This window comes from Marinobacterium lacunae (assembly GCF_000705555.1).
Taxonomy (GTDB): domain Bacteria; phylum Pseudomonadota; class Gammaproteobacteria; order Pseudomonadales; family Balneatricaceae; genus Marinobacterium_D; species Marinobacterium_D lacunae.
This window is the reverse complement of record NZ_JMQN01000021.1, coordinates 133870-151412: the sequence shown is the minus strand read 5'-3', so window position 1 is coordinate 151412 and position 17543 is coordinate 133870. Positions and strand designations below refer to the sequence as shown.

The following is a 17543-nucleotide window of genomic DNA, read 5'->3' as shown; positions in this document are numbered from 1 at the left end:
CTTTGTTATGTTTTATCCACTTATATAGCCTCTAAGTCAGATGCAAGAATTAGCAAGCTATTTGGTATTTCATTGTGACAGTGTAACCCTAACAGCCTGGCCTCATCATTGAACGTAACAAGTACTCGACCACGAGTGTTCTCCGCCTTAGAAATTAAGCCAGTAGAACCAACTAAAGACCAATAGTTCTCGGATGGATCGCATTTATCCGGAGACTCTAACGTCCCATTGAAAGTGATCAATTTAACTTTTGTTCCAACATCCATATTCTCAGGCACTCTTAGAAACATAACGTTGGAATTCAGCGGACGCCAAAAGCGAAGCTTTTGACGGTCCGCTGGAATGACGTGTTAGCGCATTGCACATGCACGCCAAAGAATTGGTGCGGAGAGGAGGAATCGAACCCCCTACGTTCTCTCTTGGCAAGCAGCACAAATTCATGAACGCTAATCTCTCGTTTGGGTTGGAATTTTCTCTCACCAGAGACTCCGCAGGAACGCAATTCCGCACCAAACACATGCCATTACCGAAGTAAAGAAAGCGATTGAGTTTTTCATAAACACCTCCAAGCCGATTGCAATAAAGCCAAAGACAGAAGCGAAGACTTCCAACCCAAACGAGACCACGACGCTCACTTCAATGTGTACCTGTACCTCCAAGCCTGTTGTGTCAGCAGTGACCAAGCCAGCGCTAACGCTCAATTAAGGGGCCGAAAAAGCGAAGCTTTGAAGGTCCCAGCCCGCTTGCGGGCGACTTGAATTTTTTGTTAGGAAATTTCACGTTCCATATAATGAATTCCCTGCTCGGTTTTACAAACTCGAAACCCTATTCTATCGTATAATGCTACTGCCGGGTTTATACAGAAAACACGGAGCCGAAGTAATCGAACCCCAGCCTTCCTTGCAACCTCTATAGCATAGAAAATTGCTTCAGAACCTAGTCCATGACGCTGCCAGCGTGGCTCAATTTGAAGGTCTCTAATATAATAGGCCACATCATCTCTACTTAAACGGAGTACTCCTACAGCACTTCCATTTAGGGTTATCTCATAATTTTCAAATTCGTTCCAGTTCCTAGAAAAAAGTGCATCGTCCCATAAAACACCAAGCTTCGAATAGTATACAGCCATATTTTCACGGGTAAGATTCTCAACATACCCCTTGTTATCAGCTTGCTGGACGATTGGTTTCATCCCTGATTTCCTAACGCTCGTAACACTTGACCGAAAAAGCGTAGCTTTTTGGGGTCAAGTGCTTACGCTTGTTAGAATTTACCAAGTCATACACTCCTTTGACTCATCAAGCAAAGATATGACGTCAGGGTCGACTTTATCAATACCACCAGCGAACTGAAAAATTTTATGACGATTTTCAGCAACACGTTGTACGTGTTTACAGGCCTCTGCTTTAGTGCTATCTGGAACTTTTGATACCAACAAGCGAGCGCCCAATAAATGCAGTTTAATATCGTCTAAAATAAGTAATTTTACGGCAACATCACCTTTATGACTGAAAGTATTGATGTAAGCATCTGCTTGTTCAAGCTGGCGAATGGTTGATACGAGATTTTTACGGTCATCGTATTGCTCTCCAGCAGCTTTGGCTCCAAGCATGAACCCGCCGACAGCCCCTAGGACTAAAAATAAAGTTGGAACTATTACTTTCTTCACAATTTTCTTCCTTGAATTCTAACGCTGCGCACAAGGGCGGCCAAATAAGCGTAGCGTTTTGGGCGTCCCAGCGACCAACGGGAGCGATTGCTGCGCCTTGTTAAATGTTTTAGCTTCCATAACCAGGCAACCAATTTTCTTGGTTTATTACTTCAATTGAGCCACTAGCTAAAAGCGACCACAGTTCTATGATTTTTTCTTTTGAAACATTAAGCATATGTTGCGGCTCTCCTTCACCTGCAGCATTCCCCCAAACAAGAAGACCAGAAGAGAACGCTGATAGACACCATTCAGATTCATGTGTAAGAGATACATCAGTATGTTCTTGATCTGATTCAGATAGCTCAGCATACAGCTCCGGTAGAGAAGTAAGTGGAAACTCAACGTCATAGCTACCCATTAGATGATTTACCCAATATGACATGCAATCTCCTTGGACATTTAACGCCAAGCTTTGGGGCAGCCGGAGCAACGCGTAGGCTGTCCCAGCCGCGATAGCGGCGACAACAGCGCCTTGTTAAGCATTTTTCACCACTCTTTGCCAGAGCGACTCGAACTCTTCTTTGGTAGATGGCTCCAGCTCTCCAACTTCAAATCTCTTGTCACTGTCTGTCCAGAGCCCAAAATTGCGGCTATTGGGAGCGCCAAATAAAGGGGCGTTGTTCTTATCCATTCCTATTTCTCGTATTGGAATTCCGCTTTCGTCTATTTCAATGAGCCACTTGGCCACAGACGGATATAGCTTTTCCTGATCAGGGTTAGCTTGTGGAATAAAGAACAGAATGGCTTTGACTAAACGAACGCCAATACCATTAATTTCCTTCTCATTCCAGTTGATTGCCTGTTTAGTAAATCCGTAGTTCATTTTGATGCTTAATGCCCGGCTAAACGGCGCGAACGCAGTGAGCGTCCGGCGGAGTGAAACGGAACGTATTCGAGCCGTTTTTAAGTGTTTTTACGGTATTCATTGGTAACCATGACTCCTGCCCAACCTAAGCATACTAGAGATATGTAATACAGAGCACTTGTAGCGAAACCAGCCAAGCCACCAGCCACTAATGCAATGAAACCGACTACAAAAGCGACAATTGAAACCTTAGAAATTTTTGGATACGTGAAAACAGACCATAAAGCTATAGAAATACAAACCAACCCAGTAATTGCCATGATGCTCATAAAGAAAGAGGGCCAATCTCGGAACATGCCATGCACAAATATTATCGAGCCAAGCAAGGATAACCATAGCCAGCCTAAGCCTGACGGTATAACCAAAAACATTAGCAATATTTTTCTACTTCGTATACTCATTGGCATTTACACTTAACGCCGCACACAGGGGACGGCAAAAAAGCGCAGCGTTTTGACGGTCCCAGCGACCAACGGGAGCGACTGCTGTGCTTTGTTATGAAAACCTATTCCTGCACAGAGCTTATTTAGAAAGGATAAGGACTGATAGCTGTGAATCATTATACTTTCCTTGTTTGATTTGCCCCATGCCGACAGGCACGCTACCGCCAAACCTGATGTGCCAACACATGGCACCAGGATCGGCTTGCCATTGTTGAAGTGACGGAGAAAAGTGAGATGAACCCCATTTCGCCGAGCACTCCGTTGCCTATTTAACCGCCTTGCTTTCAGACTACCTCGAAGAGGCGGCACAAACTATTACATTTCCTACCCCCAATTACCCTTGGCACCGTTCGATGAACAAAGGCAGATTGGGTTTCATAACCGTCTGTTAATGGGGCCTTCGGCCCCATAATAATTATTAGGGGGTAAACCTCTTTAGTTCCCGACAAAATCAATCAAGCATTCACAACCCGCTGATTTTAAATGAAAAATTTATACTCATGAGCCAACCCATTCTCTCAAAGGGTATTTCTTCACATCAATGCTTGGTTGAAAGGGTAACAGGCGAAGCCCTGCTGGCCACGCTAAGAGGGCGCTATAGGATAGTGTTCGAGTTGCCGCAAACGGCGGGAATGGGGCGTAAGCATCCATCAATCAGTCCCTTTGGATCTGTCGTGAGTATATTCACACGCCTACTGCCTGTTTGGCGTTTGGATCAGTCTGCTACTGTTTGGAAAAAGACACAAGTTTGTGCAGGAGGGTTGTTGCGTCAGTGCCTCATCCACCACTGGTACAGATTGAGCACCAGCAGCGCCAGCGCAACCAGTTTCCAAAGCAACAGCGGATTGCGCTCGGCCAGAGGGCGGTGACGGACGCGCGCCTCAAGCTGGGTGTTGGGTACAGTGAAATCCTGCAGAAACTCTGATAGCGCTTCATAGCGATAGCGCGGATTGGGTTGCAGCGCCTTTCGCAAACACCCCTCCACCCACAGCGGCAGGTCGCGACGGTGATTCAACGCCGGGATGTAGTCGAGTACGGCGTAGTTTTTCAGCTGAACCTGTTTCACCGATGGCTCCTTATACGGCAGTGCTCCGGTGAGCATCTCGTATACGATCACCGCCAGCGAGAACAGGTCAGAGCGAAAGCTGCCGGGCTCGCCCACCAGATACTCCGGCGCAACATAGTTCACGCTGCCCTGCGGCACCGATTTATCCAGCGGCGAGACCAGCTCGTCAGCCCCTGCAATCAGCACCGTACCGAAATCGAGAATCTTCACCCGCCCGTCCCGATCGAGCATGATGTTTTCCGGCTTGAGGTCCTGGTGCACCATGTCGGCACGCTGGAACGCCCTCAATCCCTGAACCGTCTGGCGTACAATCCGGCGCACCTCGTCAAGCTCTGGTCGTGGATGATCCTGCATCCACTCCCGCAGGTTGATACCGTCGATATACTCGCCCAGATAGTAAAGAAAGCGTTTTTCACGCTTGGGCGCGAAGGTTTTCATCACATTGGGGTGGTTGATGCATTGGCCGACCCACTCCTCGCGCACAAAGCCGTCCAGATAGAGGGGATCCTCAGTGAAGTTCTGCGACGGCGCCTTCAGCGTATACTGCTCACCCGTTTCCTGATCGCGCACCCTGTACATATGGCTGCGGGTACCGCTGAAGATCACCTCCAACACCTCGTAACCGTCGATGCGGTTGCCCACCGACATCACCGGCGGAATCGGCAGCGCGGTCAGGCGGCGATGGGTTTCGTCCAGGGTTTCCTGCGGCAGGGCATCGATCGCCACCAGAAGCACGGTGACGTTATCCTCACTACCCGCTTCCAGCGCTTCGTCCACGATCCGCCGGGCGCAGGCCTCCAGGTCATCGCCGGCCTCGGCGAGCAACTGGCGCAGGCGTGAGGCAGACAACACCTCATGCACGCCATCGGTGCTCAGCAGCAGCAGGTCACCCACGCTCAGTTCTTGGGTGACATAATCCACCTCGAGATGACGGTCGGCGCCCAACGCCCGCGCCAGGTAGCCCTTGCCACGCTCAATGCGCAGATGATCCTGGGTCAGCTGTTCCAGGGTGCCGTCACGCCAATGATAGATCCGGGAATCGCCAGCATGGAAACAGTGCAGGGTATTGGATTTGATCACCACCGACGAGAAGGTGGTCAGCAGGCTGTCGCCGTATCCATGGCGGTTGGCGTTCTGCTGATAGATCCAGCCATTCAGGCTGGTCAGCACCCGCGATACCGATTTGCGCACACTCCAGCTCTGCGGCGTGCTGAAGTAATCCTCAAGGAAGGAGGTGACAGCGGTCTGGCTGGCGATATGGGAGTCGGCGCAGCTGCTGACGCCATCGGCGATGGCTGCTGCCGCTCCCTTCAGTTCGGCGCCGTTGCCGGTCGCAAGGTGGGCGGCAAAAGCGTCCTGGTTGACCGCCTTACGACCGGCCTCGGAACAACCACCAAAGCGTACCTGCAAGCTTTTGCTCATTCACCTATCCCCGGCAACCCCACATAAACAGGGCGCAGATGGCGATTGTCTAAGCCATCTGCGCCCCTCCATGTCTCGTCGATATCAGGTTACTTTGATCAGCTCGACGCTGCCATCCTCATTCACCTCGGCCATATGCCCCTGCGGCTCCTCCATGAACAGCAGCACGATAAAGCCGAGCACGGCTGTGGCCGCGATCACGCTGAAGAAGATCTGGTAGCTGACAAATGAGAGCACCGTCAGGTAAACCACAGCACCCACGTTGCCATAGGCACCTGTCATACCGGCGATCTGTCCGGTCAGACGACGCTTGATCAGCGGCACAACGGCGAATACAGCGCCCTCGCCCGCCTGCACGAAGAAGGAGCAGGCCATCGCGGTAATCACCGCCAGCGCAATCGGCCAGCTGGAGTTGGTCATCGCCATCAGCGCGTAACCGCCGGCGAGACCTGCGGTCAGGATCAACAGCGTACGCTTGCGGCCATAGCGGTCGCTGATCCAACCACCACCTGGGCGGGACATCAGGTTCATAAAGGCGTAACCCGAGGCCAAAAGACCTGCATAGACAGGGTCGAGCTCGAAGGTTTCTGCAAAGAACAGCGGCAGCATGGAAACCACGGCCAGCTCGGAGCCGAAAGTCGCAAAGTAGAGCACGTTCAGCACCGCCACCTGCTTGAACTTGTACCGGTGCATCTCGGGTACCGGCTTGACGAAGATCTCGTGATTGACCTTCCAAGCGCTATAGCAGTCGTAGACAAAGATCACCAGCAACGCGATGTAGATCAGGTTGACCGCGGTATCGGACAGCATTTTCACGCCCGCCGGCGAGAGTTTCCAGGCCAGCAGCGCCAGGGTGGCATACATCGGAATTTTCATGGCCAGCATAAAGATGAAGTCGCCCTTGCTGGTAACCTCCATGCCGCCATTTTTCTTGGGACGGAAATAGGTTGACCCTTTCGGCGTGTCACTGACGTTCTTGTACCAGATGACGCTGAACACAAGGCTCATCAAACCTGTCAGCGCCACCGCATAACGCCAGCCATCCTCGCCGCCAAACAGCAGTGCAAGCGTCGGCAGTGTCATGGCACCGGCAGCAGAACCAAAGTTGCCCCAGCCACCATAGATACCCTCGGCAGTACCCAGCTCATTGGCGGGAAACCATTCACTGACCATGCGGATACCGATAACGAATCCAGCACCGATAAAGCCCAGCAGGAAACGCGCAATCGCGGCCTGAGCAAAGTCGTCAGCCAGCGCGAACAGGAAACAGGGGATGCTGCACAGAAACAGCAACGCAGCGTAGATCAGTCTCGGGCCGTATTTATCCGTGAGCATACCGATCAACACGCGTGCCGGGATGGTCAACGCCACGTTCAGAATCAGCAGGGTTTTAACTTGCGCGCTCTCCAGCCCCAGCGTACCGCCGATTGCGGCCAACAGTGGCGCATGGTTGAACCAGACCACAAAGGTGATGAAGAACGCCATCCAGCTCAGGTGCAGGATCTTGGTCTTTCCCGTAAAGGATAAGAGGTTGAGTTTGGTTTGCTCACTCATGCCGAAAGGCCTCTTGTTATCGTAAAAAACAGAAAGGCGCTCACAAGCGACCTCCTGCCTACAGCGCGGATTTCGCCAGTGAGCGCCTTTGCTCAATTACTGCTCTGTTTTGACGCGCCCGATACCGGTTTGCCCAAACGGGGTGCACCCCGCGGATAACTGCCGACACGACCGACTACCCCTTTGCAGTCTGGCGATGCCTTCCGTGCGCGTTGTTTTTTATGCACTTTTTGCGTTCAGCGGCTTGGTATGCCTGTTCTGAGCGCAGTCAATCGGTGCATCTGCACTATAGGCAAGCAAAACATATACCAATCAAGTGCAGCCGCTTAAAAAACCGCCTGTTAATAGTGCATTTCGCATCATCGGTCTCAATCTCGCGCCACCAAAGATCCAACACTATTAAATTTACTCAATGCATTTAGAATTTATATCAATTTAATTCATGCAAAATCCCACCCATAATGCATCCCGTTCAATCAACGCACCAAATGAGGACATCATGACAGGACTGCATATACCCGGTTTTCCCCGTATCGGTGCCAAGCGTGAACTCAAGTTCGCGCTGGAGCACTACTGGCGGGGCGAGGCCGACGCCGAAGCTCTGCTGGCCGTTGCGAGCCAGCTGCGCAGTCGCCACTGGCAGTTACAGCAGGACGCTGGGCTCGATTACGTCAGCGTCAACGACTTTTCACTATATGACCAGGTACTCGACCACGCCTGCATGTTCGGGTTGATTCCCGAGCGCTTCCGTGATGGCAGTACCGATAGTGAGCTGGACAACTACTTCCGTATGGCGCGCGGTCGCGCGCCCAGCGGTGAGCCTGTACGTGCGTTGGAGATGACCAAGTGGTTTGATACCAACTACCACTACCTGGCACCGGAGCTGGATAACAATACCTGCCCAAGCCTCGCGCCACACAAGCTGCTGAACGAGATCGAGCAGGCCCGCGCGGAGGGGTTCAATCCAAAACCTGTGCTGATTGGCCCTGTCACCCTGTTGTGGTTGTCCCGGGGCGAGAACCGCCTGAACCATCTGCCGGCGCTCCTTGAGCAATATGCAGCGCTGTTGGCGCAGCTGGGCGCGCAGTCGCTGGAGTGGGTACAGATTGATGAGCCGATACTGGCGCTGGACCTGCCCTCACAATGGCAGCAGGCTTTGCGTACTGCGTACGCCGCTCTTGGCGCGCAAAGCGTGAAGCTGCTGCTGACCACCTATTTCGGCGACCTCAGGGATAATCTCGACCTCTGTCTGGGCTTGCCGGTGGATGGCTTTCACCTTGACGCCCTGCGCGGCGGACAGGAGTACATACAGGCGGCCAAGCGTATCGGCGAGGATCAGGTGCTCTCAGTCGGTATCATCGACGGACGCAATATCTGGAAGACCGACCTCAATCTGGCACTGGAGCATCTGCGGCCTCTAAAACGTGCACTGGGCGAGCGTCTGTGGATCTCCACCTCCTGCTCGCTGCTGCATGTGCCGGTCGATCTCGACCGCGAATCGAAACTGGATGCCGAGCAGCGTAGCTGGCTGGCCTTTGCCACACAAAAGCTGAGTGAGTTGAGAATTCTGGCCCTGGGGCTCGACGGACAGGGACAGGAAGCGCTGGCCACGAACGCCGAGGCGGTGGCAGCTCGCCGACAGTCCAAGCGGATTCACAAGCCGGCGGTGGCTGCGCGCCTGAACGCCATTACAGAGGCCGACAGCCGACGTGAATCGCCCTACCCCACGCGCGCGCTCGAACAGCGCAATCGACTGAATCTGCCCCTGCTGCCGACGACAACCATCGGCTCTTTCCCGCAGACGTCTGAGATCCGTGCAGCACGCGCAGCCTATCGTCGCGGCGACCTGTCAAAGCCTGAGTATGAGCAGCGCATGCTTGATGAGATCCAGTATTGCGTCAAACAGCAAGAGCTGCTGGAGCTTGACCTGCTGGTACATGGCGAAGCGGAGCGAAACGACATGGTCGAGTACTTCGGTGAGCAACTGGAGGGCTACCTGACCACCACCAATGGCTGGGTACAGTCCTACGGCTCACGCTGCGTAAAGCCGCCGGTGATATTCGGGGATGTCCAACGCCCTGAACCGATGACCGTGCGCTGGTCAGCCTACGCCCAGTCGCTGACCGACAAGCCGATGAAAGGGATGCTGACAGGGCCGGTCACCATGTTGCAGTGGGCATTTGTGCGTGATGACCAGCCCAGATCCGACACCTGTCGCCAGATCGCACTGGCACTGCACGATGAGGTCTGCGATCTGGAAACCGCAGGAATTGCGGCGATTCAGATCGACGAGCCAGCCCTGCGCGAAGGTCTTCCGCTGCGCCGCGGTGACTGGAATGCCTATCTGGACTGGGCGACCGAGTCGTTCCGTCTGAGCGCCAGCGGCGTGGCCGACAACTGCCAGATCCACACGCACATGTGCTATTCGGAGTTCAACGACATCATCGAAGCGGTTGCCTCACTGGATGCGGATGTCATCACCATCGAGACCAGCCGTTCCAACATGGCGCTGCTGGATGCATTCGAGGCCTTCGCCTACCCCAACGAGATCGGCCCGGGTGTTTACGACATCCACAGCCCCAATACTCCCGGCGTCGAGGAGATGGTAGGGCTAATCGAAAAAGCCGCACAGCGTATTCCCGCCGACCGGCTTTGGGTCAACCCGGACTGTGGACTGAAAACCCGGCAGTGGCCGGAAGTCATTCCGGCACTGGAGCGCATGGTCAAGGCCACCCGCATCCTGCGCAGCCGTCTGGGCTAGCGCGCATCAGAAGTGGGTCCAGTCGATCTCGCCGATGCCGTGGGCTATGAACCAGGGGTTTAGCAGCCTGTCGGTATCGGCGTAGCCAAGCGGCTGGCCATCGAAGCGCACCACCGCCCCGCCCGCCTCGTTCAAAACAGCGTGGGCGGCGGCAGTATCCCATAACGAGGTCGGGCCAAGGCGCGGATAGATATCGGCGCTGCCCTCGGCGATCCGGCAAAATTTCAGCGAACTGCCCACCGATTCAAGCGTTACAGGATCATGCTGTTCAAGCTTCTCAATCCACGCCTGCATGTCAGGACTGGGATGCGAGCGGCTGCGCAGCAGATGCCAGGGCTGACCCGGCTGGTGCCGACGTACCTGCAAGCGTGTCTGCTCGCCGTCATGAATACGCTGGGCTCCCAGCCCCCGAGCGCCCTGCCACAGGGTATCGGTAACAGGGGCGTAGACCACGCCCAGTATCGGCACACCCTGTTCGATCAAGGCGATATTGACGCTGAAATCACCATTACGCTTGATAAACTCTTTGGTGCCATCCAGAGGGTCCACCAGCCAGTAGCGCCCCTGTCGGTCAGGGCCCTCAAACCCCTCGATATCCTCTTCAGAGAGTATCGGCATGACCGGTTTCAGTTGCGCCAGTGCTGTCACGATGATGCGATGAGCCGCTGCATCGGCTTCGGTCAGAGGCGACTCATCCGCCTTGTAGGTGATCGAGAAATCGCGCTGATAGACGCGCATGATGGCAAAACCCGCCTCGCGTGCGATTGCTGCGACCGCCTCGACCAGCTTTGTGTCGATCCATTCATTCATGCTTGAAGCCCTTTTTCTGTCGAAGGTCAGTGTAAAGTACTGAACCCTGCCACCTCAGGCTGGTCATTTATTGACCAAAACAACAAACCGTATCAGGATGCAAGACCTTCTTTCGCAGCATCCACAGTTTGGCGATGAGCCGTTAGACTCACCGCCCTGTTAAGAGGAGAGCACAATGATAATAACAAGACGCCTGACATCCCTGACCGGCAATAGCCAGATGCTCGATGGTGGTGCCATGTTCGGTAACGCGCCCAAAGCGATGTGGCAGCGCTGGTGCGAGCCTGACGAACAAAACCGGATCCGCCTTGGCTGCCGCGCACTGCTGGTGCAGGAGTACGATGGCCAACACCTTCAGCGCAATATCCTGATCGAGGCGGGTATCGGCGCCTTTTTCAGCCCCGAGCTGAAAGCGCGTTTCGGCGTTCAGGAAGAGGATCATCGCCTGCTCGAAAGTCTGTCGGATCATGGACTTGGGCACGAAGATGTGGATGTCGTCGTCCTCACCCACCTGCACTTCGATCATGCCGGAGGGTTGCTTTCCGCCTGGCAGCCAGACCGTGAGGCTAAGTTGCTCTTTCCCAACGCCACCTTCGTCGTCAGCGAAGTGCAGTGGCAACGCGCCAATGACCCGCACGCCCGTGACAAGGCATCCTATATTCCGGAGCTGATCAAGGCCTTGGCCGAAAGCGGGCGTCTGGAGCTGGTTCCCGAAGGCGAGTACTCGAAAACCCTGGGCGAAGCATACCCGTTTCACATGAGTTCCGGACATACTCCGGGACAGATGCTACCGGAGATTCCGATGCCAGACGGTCCGGTACTGTTTGCCGGTGATCTTATCCCCGGTGCTCCCTGGGTCCACCTGCCCATCACCATGGGTTACGACCGTTTCCCTGAACAGCTGATCGATGAAAAGCGCGGTGTACTGGAGAACCTGCACGCACGTCAGGGGCGACTGGTGTTCACCCATGACCCCGATATTGCGCTGGGCCGCATTCACCGTGACGAACGGGGACGCTATTCGGTTATCGACACCTGCGATGCGTTCGCCACTATCACCGCCTGATCATCAGGTCAGCCGGTAATCGCGGCTGCTGGGTGCAGCGGGCAGGTTCTGCTCACCCAGCGCCTGACGACATTCGCGCTCCAACGTCAGCGTCATCGCATCCAGCGCCAGGGCGTTATCACTGTTGCCGAACGGTTGCTCCAATTGCTGGCTCAACTCATCGAGACCGAAAAACGCGTAGGCCACGATGGCTGTCAGCAACGGTGTGAACAGACCACTGGTCACCACCAGTCCAAAGGGCAACAGCAGGCAGTAGATGTAACAGATACGGTGTACCAACAGCATGTAAGCAAAAGGCAGAGGCGTATTCACCAGTCGCTCGCAGCCGGCGACTACCTCGCTCAATGACGCCAGACACTGCTCGAAGTTGCGTGCCGTTACTGAATCGAACCCGCCGGTTTTGACCTCCACGGCCACCTGTTCACCGATCATCTGCAAAATGCGCTCGGGCCGGTTGACGGCATTTTCGACCTGCCAGCACTCGGCATCGCTGAGCCACTCCTGAAGCCCCGGCATAGGATCTACATCACGCAGCTGATCGCGCAGACATCCAGCAAAGGCCACCAGTCGTCGCGCCATGCGCTTGTGGCGCTCACTGTCTGCACTGCGATAGGCAAGGCTCATCCTCAGCAGGTTTCGACACTGGACCAGTAACTGCCCCCACAGCCGCCGTCCCTCCCACCAGCGTTCGTAGCAGGCGTTATTGCGAAAACCCAGGTAGAGCGAGAGCGCTATACCGATAAAGGCAAATGACGAGATGGTGAGCTCGGGAAACAGCGTGGGAAAGTGCTCATGAATCCATACCAGTAGCCCGGAAAGCAGCGCCACCAGAATGATCTGAGGCAGCACTCTGGGGGCTATCGACCCCTTATATACAAAGAAAAGTGCCAGCAAGCCCGGCTTTTCGCGCACTATCACAGCAATCATCCATCCCGAAAACGCCTGAGCATATCCCTACCCATCAGGGTGCTGTCAACGTTATAGCATCGTCTAAAGCCCCCACAGGCACTCCAAAGTAGTACCGCATTTACACCCTTTGACCCTTAGTCAGCCAACCGGGTATCTGACACTCTGATCAGGATAAGAATAATAGAGATGGATTTGAGGACGCTGGCATGAATGCCCTGACTCGGCACCTGTCCCGACTGCTGCTGTTGATACCTCTATGGATATGCACCGCACAGGCGCAGACTGAGGACTACACAGACAACCTGCCCGGACTGATCAAACAGATCTTTCCGCAGGCCACCGAGATCAAAACACGCTTGGACAACCCGCCTGTGTGGCCGGTCTATCAAGTCACCGAGCTTATCGGTTATGCCTTCCTGTCCGGCGACTATGTACAACTGCCCGGCTTCTCGGGTGCCCCCTATCAACTGCTGATCGGCATCGATCGAGACGGTCTGTATCGTGGCGTCAAAGTGCTTGAGCACCATGAGCCGATCTTTCTGCATGGGCTCGGCCCGGAGCCGATGCACCGCTTTACCGAACAGTACCCGGGACTGGACCTTCGCCATCCCATCAAGATCACCAGCGCGACGGTGCGCAACAAAGGCAGCGGCAGCAACGTCTATATCGACGGCATCACCAAGGCGACCGCATCGGCCATCGTGCTGAACGAAAGCGTCATGCTCTCGGCCGTTCAGGCGGCCCAGAAACTGGGACTGATACCCCATCGCACACCGCCGGCGCAGGTGCGTTCCGATATATTCGAGCCCACCGGCTGGCAATCGCTAGTGGATGATCAATGGGCCAAAGCGCTGAAACTGAGCGACGCGGAGGTTGATGCGGCCTTTTCCGACACAACAGCCTCTAAACCCGATTCAAGCGATACGTTCATCGATATGCGCTTTGCCTACCTGAATGTACCCAGTATCGGCCGCTACCTGCTGGGCGATGAGCACTACACTCGCCTGATGGCGCAGAAACTGGAGCCTGGGGAGCACGCCATAGCCGTGATGAATGCAGGCCCCTACTCGATTCTGGGCGATAACTTCGTACGCGGCACGCCGCCTGATCGTCTGGCGTTGGAGCAAAACGGTATTCAGATAGAACTCAGGGATCTGGACTTCTACAGCTCGGTCGACCCGCAGCTGCCCGCAGACCTGCCCCATTTCGATGAGTTCCGCCTTTTCCGCATCAAAGACAGCGCCGGTTTTGACCCTGCCTCCCCCTGGACGCTCAAACTGGTGGTCAGCCGTGAGCAGGGCTATCTGCGCCCCGATATCATCCGCACCTTTTCCAGCGACTACAGTCTGCCGGAGCGTTTCTTCATCATCAGCGAACCGGAGGTTGCAGACACAACCCCCTTGTGGATGCAGATCTGGCAACAACGTGCCACCAAGATCGGCGTGCTGCTGGTGGGGCTGACGCTGCTTGGCGCGATCATCTTCGGCCATCGCTGGGTAACCGCCAACCCTATTCGCTTCCGCGTCATCCGCTGGAGCTACCTGCTCTATACACTGGTATTCATCGGCTACATCACCCAGGGGCAGCTGTCGATCACCAACGTGTTCACCATCATTCAAGTGATGATCGGCAGTGCGTCCGGCTCGATTCTGCTGATCGATCCGGTCATCTTCATTCTCTGGTGCTTCGTCCTGCTGACACTGGTGTTATGGGGGCGGGGCTACTTCTGCGGCTGGCTTTGCCCCTTCGGAGTGCTGCAGGAGATCGCCGCCGAAATCGCCACTCGACTTAAGATACGCCAGCGCCGTATTCCCTTCCGGATACATCGCAGGCTCTGGGGTCTGAAGTACCTGATTCTGGCAGGTCTGGTTGGCGTGAGCTTCTATTCGCTCAGCGCCGCCGAGCGCGGGGCAGAGGTGGAACCCTTCAAGACCGCCATCACCATGGGCTTTGTGCGCGAGTGGCCGTTCATGATCTACGCCGCTCTCCTGCTTATCGCCGGGCTGTTCGTACACAAGTTTTTCTGCCGCTACCTCTGCCCACTGGGTGCATTCTTCGCAGTGATCGGCCACTTTCATCTGTTCCGCTGGCTTCCCCGCCGTTCGGAATGCGGGAGCCCCTGCCAGTTATGTACTCATCGCTGCAGTATCCGTGCCATTGAGCCCTCTGGCGAAATCAACTACCGCGAATGTATCCAATGCTATGAGTGCGAGGTGATCTACCGAGACGATCACCAGTGCGTCCCACTGATCAATGAGCGCAAAGGCAAGCGCAAACCCGTTCAGGTAATAGCCAAAGCCTCCTGATCCTCATTTTGATGTGGCGGCTCAGCGCGAGCCGCCCACATGTGATACCTTCTTCCCATCGAGCCGACTCGATCAAAACAGATCAAAAAACATACAGCGAAAACTTGTATATCGGACTTTAACGATATATATTTCGCAAATACACGATATACAAAAATGACAGACACCATTGAACTCGATGCCGTTATCAAAGCGCTGGCCCACCCGGTCAGACGACAGATACTGGCATGGTTAAAGGAACCCGAGCGCTGGTTTGCCGAGCAACCCACCCCTTTCGAAGCGGGCGTGTGCGCCGGCATGATCGACAAAAAAACCGGACTGTCTCAATCCACGACATCAGCCCATCTGGCAACCTTGCATCGGGCAGGCCTTGTGGAAACACAGAAGATCGGTCAGTGGATCTACTACAAGCGCAACGAAGCCAACATACAGGCGTTTCTGGACGCCATCGGTACCAGCCTCTGAATAATGGGTGGGTGCCCGATGACGTAAGCGCCCATCCAACATCGTCCCAGGAGGCTCTGCATGAGCATACTTTTCCAGCCGCTTAAGGTCGGCGCGTTAGAACTGTCCAACCGTATCGTCATGGCCCCGCTGACCCGTTGCCGCTCAGAATCCGGCCGTGTACCGGGCGATCTGATGGTAGAGTACTACCGCCAGCGCGCCAATGCAGGCTTGATCATTACCGAAGCAACCGCCGTTACGCCGATGGGCGTGGGCTACCCCGATACACCGGGAATCTGGTCTGACGAGCAGGTTGAAGGCTGGAAGAAGGTCACCGCCGCCGTGCACGCCGAGGGTGGAAAAATCGTACTCCAGCTCTGGCACGTTGGACGCATCTCCGATCCGCTGTATCTGAACGGCGAGCTGCCGGTTGCTCCAAGCGCTGTGCGTCCGGCCGGACATGTCAGCCTGGTGCGCCCCCAGAAAGAGTATGTAACACCAAGAGCACTGGAGCTCGACGAGATTCCAGGCATCATCGAAGCCTATCGACAGGGCGCTGCTAATGCGAAAAAAGCTGGATTCGACGGCGTCGAGCTCCACGGTGCAAACGGCTACCTACTGGAACAGTTCCTGCTCGACGGCACTAACAAGCGTACCGATGCTTACGGCGGTCCCATCGAGAACCGTGCCCGTCTGCTGCTGGAAGTGACCGATGCCGCTATCGACGTCTGGGGTGCCGACCGTGTCGGCGTTCACCTGTCTCCCCGTGCGGACGCCCATGACATGTCCGATTCCGACCGTCTCGGCGCATATTCATATGTGGTGCGCGAGCTCGGTAAACGCAACATCGCATTTATCTGCACGCGCGAGAAAGCCGCTGAAGATAGCATTGGCCCCGAGCTGAAGAAGCTGTTTGGCGGCGTCTATATCGCCAATGAAGGCTTTACTCTCGACTCCGGCAGCGAATGGGTCGAGGCCGGCAAGGCCGATGCCATCGCCTTCGGCGTGCCCTACATCGCGAACCCGGACCTGAGCCTGCGATTTAGACAGGGTGCCGAACTGAACACTCCGGACCCTTCTACCTTCTATGCCTCAACAGCCGAGGGCTACACCAGCTATCCGGAACTGGCTTAATCGCCCGATTAACTGTCGATAGAGCGGTGCTCGGTTTCGGGCGCCGCGTAAAACAGACAGTCGCTCAGCGCAATGTCCTTGCGGTGGGTAATCATGAACAGCTTCAACGGCAGGGCGGTCATCAAACGACCGTCCTCCACCTTGAACCACTCCCCCAGCCGGTCAATGCCCTGGCCGTTTTTGGCACTGAGACGTTGTCGGCTGGCACTGCCATCCAGCCAGCCGATGAATGTCCCCTCTGGAGCTGTACCGAAGTTATAGCGCTCCAGATCAGGCGGCACGGTCAGGTCTACACCCGGCACCGGCCGGGTATCGTATGTAAGACTGGCCCCTTCCGAGAGCTCCAGCCGAATGGGACTGTGGTACAGCTCCAGATGCGTGCCTGGAGCCAGTTTCAGGACGTCCTCCCCACTGGCATAGCGCAGCAGCCCCTCATAGGCGATACGATCAGAGCGCGGATCACCGGCGCCACCGCATTCGATGGTCACCACAGGACATTCAGGCCTGCTCAACTCCATAAGCGCACCCAGCTTCAGATCATTGACCACCAGATGCTCGGTAAACAGCGAGACCAGTGCTTCATGTGTATGGTCTTCATAGGTCACCACCCCAAAGGCAGGCCCTGCACCGGAAGTGTTGTGTATATCAATGAGGCATTCGGGTCGGTACTCGGCCAGTATCTGCAATATGCGGTGAGCAATAGCGCCGGGACGATCGTCGAACGGCGGTCGAAAGCAGCGGTTCATATCCCGCTCCCCGGGCAGGTAACGATGCTGATAAAGCTTTTCGTGCAGTGCGGTTTCCACGGCAGGCACACAGCACAGCAGATTGACCAGCGGTATATGCCCCTCTCGGAGATAACGATGCAAAGCGCGCGTACCCGAGGGCTCGTTACCGTGCAGCAACGTACAGAGCGCTCGGGTGCGGCTACGGTCGCGCCCGGGTATCAGGATAACCGCAGCGCCCGACAGGCGGTTAAGAAACTCCGCATCGGTCTCGCCCCACACACTTGTTGCCGACGCTTCGAGTACCCTGATCGGATCAGTCGCCAT

14 protein-coding genes are annotated in these 17543 nt (G+C 55.3%); 5 read left to right on the top strand and 9 right to left on the bottom strand.

What is annotated here, in order from left to right:
• Window positions 1-766 precede the first annotated feature (766 nt).
• The 6 genes from ADIMK_RS09115 to ADIMK_RS09090 all read right to left on the bottom strand — a co-directional run bounded on the left by ADIMK_RS09115 (window position 767) and on the right by ADIMK_RS09090 (window position 7061).
• Window positions 767-1192, bottom strand: coding sequence for a GNAT family N-acetyltransferase (locus ADIMK_RS09115; RefSeq protein ID WP_036186577.1), 426 nt, complete (start codon window positions 1190-1192; stop codon window positions 767-769).
• A gap of 78 nt (window positions 1193-1270) precedes the next feature.
• Window positions 1271-1669 (bottom strand): hypothetical protein, encoded by a 399-nt coding sequence (locus tag ADIMK_RS09110; RefSeq protein WP_036186574.1) that lies wholly within the window; start codon window positions 1667-1669, stop codon window positions 1271-1273.
• Window positions 1670-1778: 109 nt separating this feature from the next.
• Window positions 1779-2093, bottom strand: coding sequence for a hypothetical protein (locus ADIMK_RS21950; protein WP_156042860.1), 315 nt, complete (start codon window positions 2091-2093; stop codon window positions 1779-1781).
• A gap of 93 nt (window positions 2094-2186) precedes the next feature.
• A complete protein-coding gene (locus ADIMK_RS21320) occupies window positions 2187-2534 on the bottom strand; it encodes a hypothetical protein (RefSeq protein ID WP_051692768.1) in 348 nt (115 codons plus the stop codon).
• Window positions 2535-3788: 1254 nt separating this feature from the next.
• Window positions 3789-5507, bottom strand: a complete 1719-nt coding sequence (locus tag ADIMK_RS09095; RefSeq protein WP_036186569.1) for a bifunctional protein-serine/threonine kinase/phosphatase — start codon at window positions 5505-5507, stop codon at window positions 3789-3791.
• A gap of 84 nt (window positions 5508-5591) precedes the next feature.
• Window positions 5592-7061 (bottom strand): NarK family nitrate/nitrite MFS transporter, encoded by a 1470-nt coding sequence (locus tag ADIMK_RS09090; RefSeq protein ID WP_036186566.1) that lies wholly within the window; start codon window positions 7059-7061, stop codon window positions 5592-5594.
• 499 nt (window positions 7062-7560) lie between these two features.
• Between ADIMK_RS09090 and metE the strand changes: the two genes are divergently transcribed.
• Window positions 7561-9822, top strand: coding sequence for a 5-methyltetrahydropteroyltriglutamate--homocysteine S-methyltransferase (gene metE / locus ADIMK_RS09085; RefSeq protein ID WP_036186562.1), 2262 nt, complete (start codon window positions 7561-7563; stop codon window positions 9820-9822).
• Between the two features lie 6 nt (window positions 9823-9828).
• On the opposite strand, the gene cysQ is transcribed toward metE, so the two are convergent.
• On the bottom strand, window positions 9829-10632 hold the full coding sequence (cysQ, locus tag ADIMK_RS09080; protein WP_036186559.1) for a 3'(2'),5'-bisphosphate nucleotidase CysQ: 804 nt from the start codon (window positions 10630-10632) through the stop codon (window positions 9829-9831).
• 175 nt (window positions 10633-10807) lie between these two features.
• On the opposite strand from cysQ, the gene ADIMK_RS09075 reads away from it, so the two are divergent.
• Window positions 10808-11698 (top strand): MBL fold metallo-hydrolase, encoded by an 891-nt coding sequence (locus tag ADIMK_RS09075; RefSeq protein WP_036186556.1) that lies wholly within the window; start codon window positions 10808-10810, stop codon window positions 11696-11698.
• Between the two features lie 3 nt (window positions 11699-11701).
• On the opposite strand, the gene ADIMK_RS09070 is transcribed toward ADIMK_RS09075, so the two are convergent.
• Complete coding sequence (locus ADIMK_RS09070; RefSeq protein WP_051692767.1) at window positions 11702-12625, bottom strand: bestrophin family protein; 924 nt, start codon at window positions 12623-12625, stop codon at window positions 11702-11704.
• 188 nt (window positions 12626-12813) lie between these two features.
• Here ADIMK_RS09070 and ADIMK_RS09065 point away from each other — a divergent pair, with 188 nt between their 5' ends.
• From ADIMK_RS09065 to ADIMK_RS09055, 3 genes are all read left to right on the top strand, one after another.
• Complete coding sequence (locus ADIMK_RS09065) at window positions 12814-14913, top strand: NosR/NirI family protein (RefSeq protein WP_036186552.1); 2100 nt, start codon at window positions 12814-12816, stop codon at window positions 14911-14913.
• A 156-nt stretch (window positions 14914-15069) separates the two neighbouring features.
• Window positions 15070-15378: an ArsR/SmtB family transcription factor gene (locus tag ADIMK_RS09060; RefSeq protein ID WP_036186549.1), complete on the top strand. Its 309-nt coding sequence runs from the start codon at window positions 15070-15072 to the stop codon at window positions 15376-15378.
• Window positions 15379-15438: 60 nt separating this feature from the next.
• The gene (locus tag ADIMK_RS09055; RefSeq protein WP_036186546.1) at window positions 15439-16491 is read left to right on the top strand and encodes an alkene reductase; all 1053 of its coding nucleotides are present in this window, start codon (window positions 15439-15441) and stop codon (window positions 16489-16491) included.
• An 8-nt stretch (window positions 16492-16499) separates the two neighbouring features.
• On the opposite strand, the gene ADIMK_RS09050 is transcribed toward ADIMK_RS09055, so the two are convergent.
• Window positions 16500-17543 (bottom strand): M14 family metallopeptidase, encoded by a 1044-nt coding sequence (locus ADIMK_RS09050; protein ID WP_036186543.1) that lies wholly within the window; start codon window positions 17541-17543, stop codon window positions 16500-16502.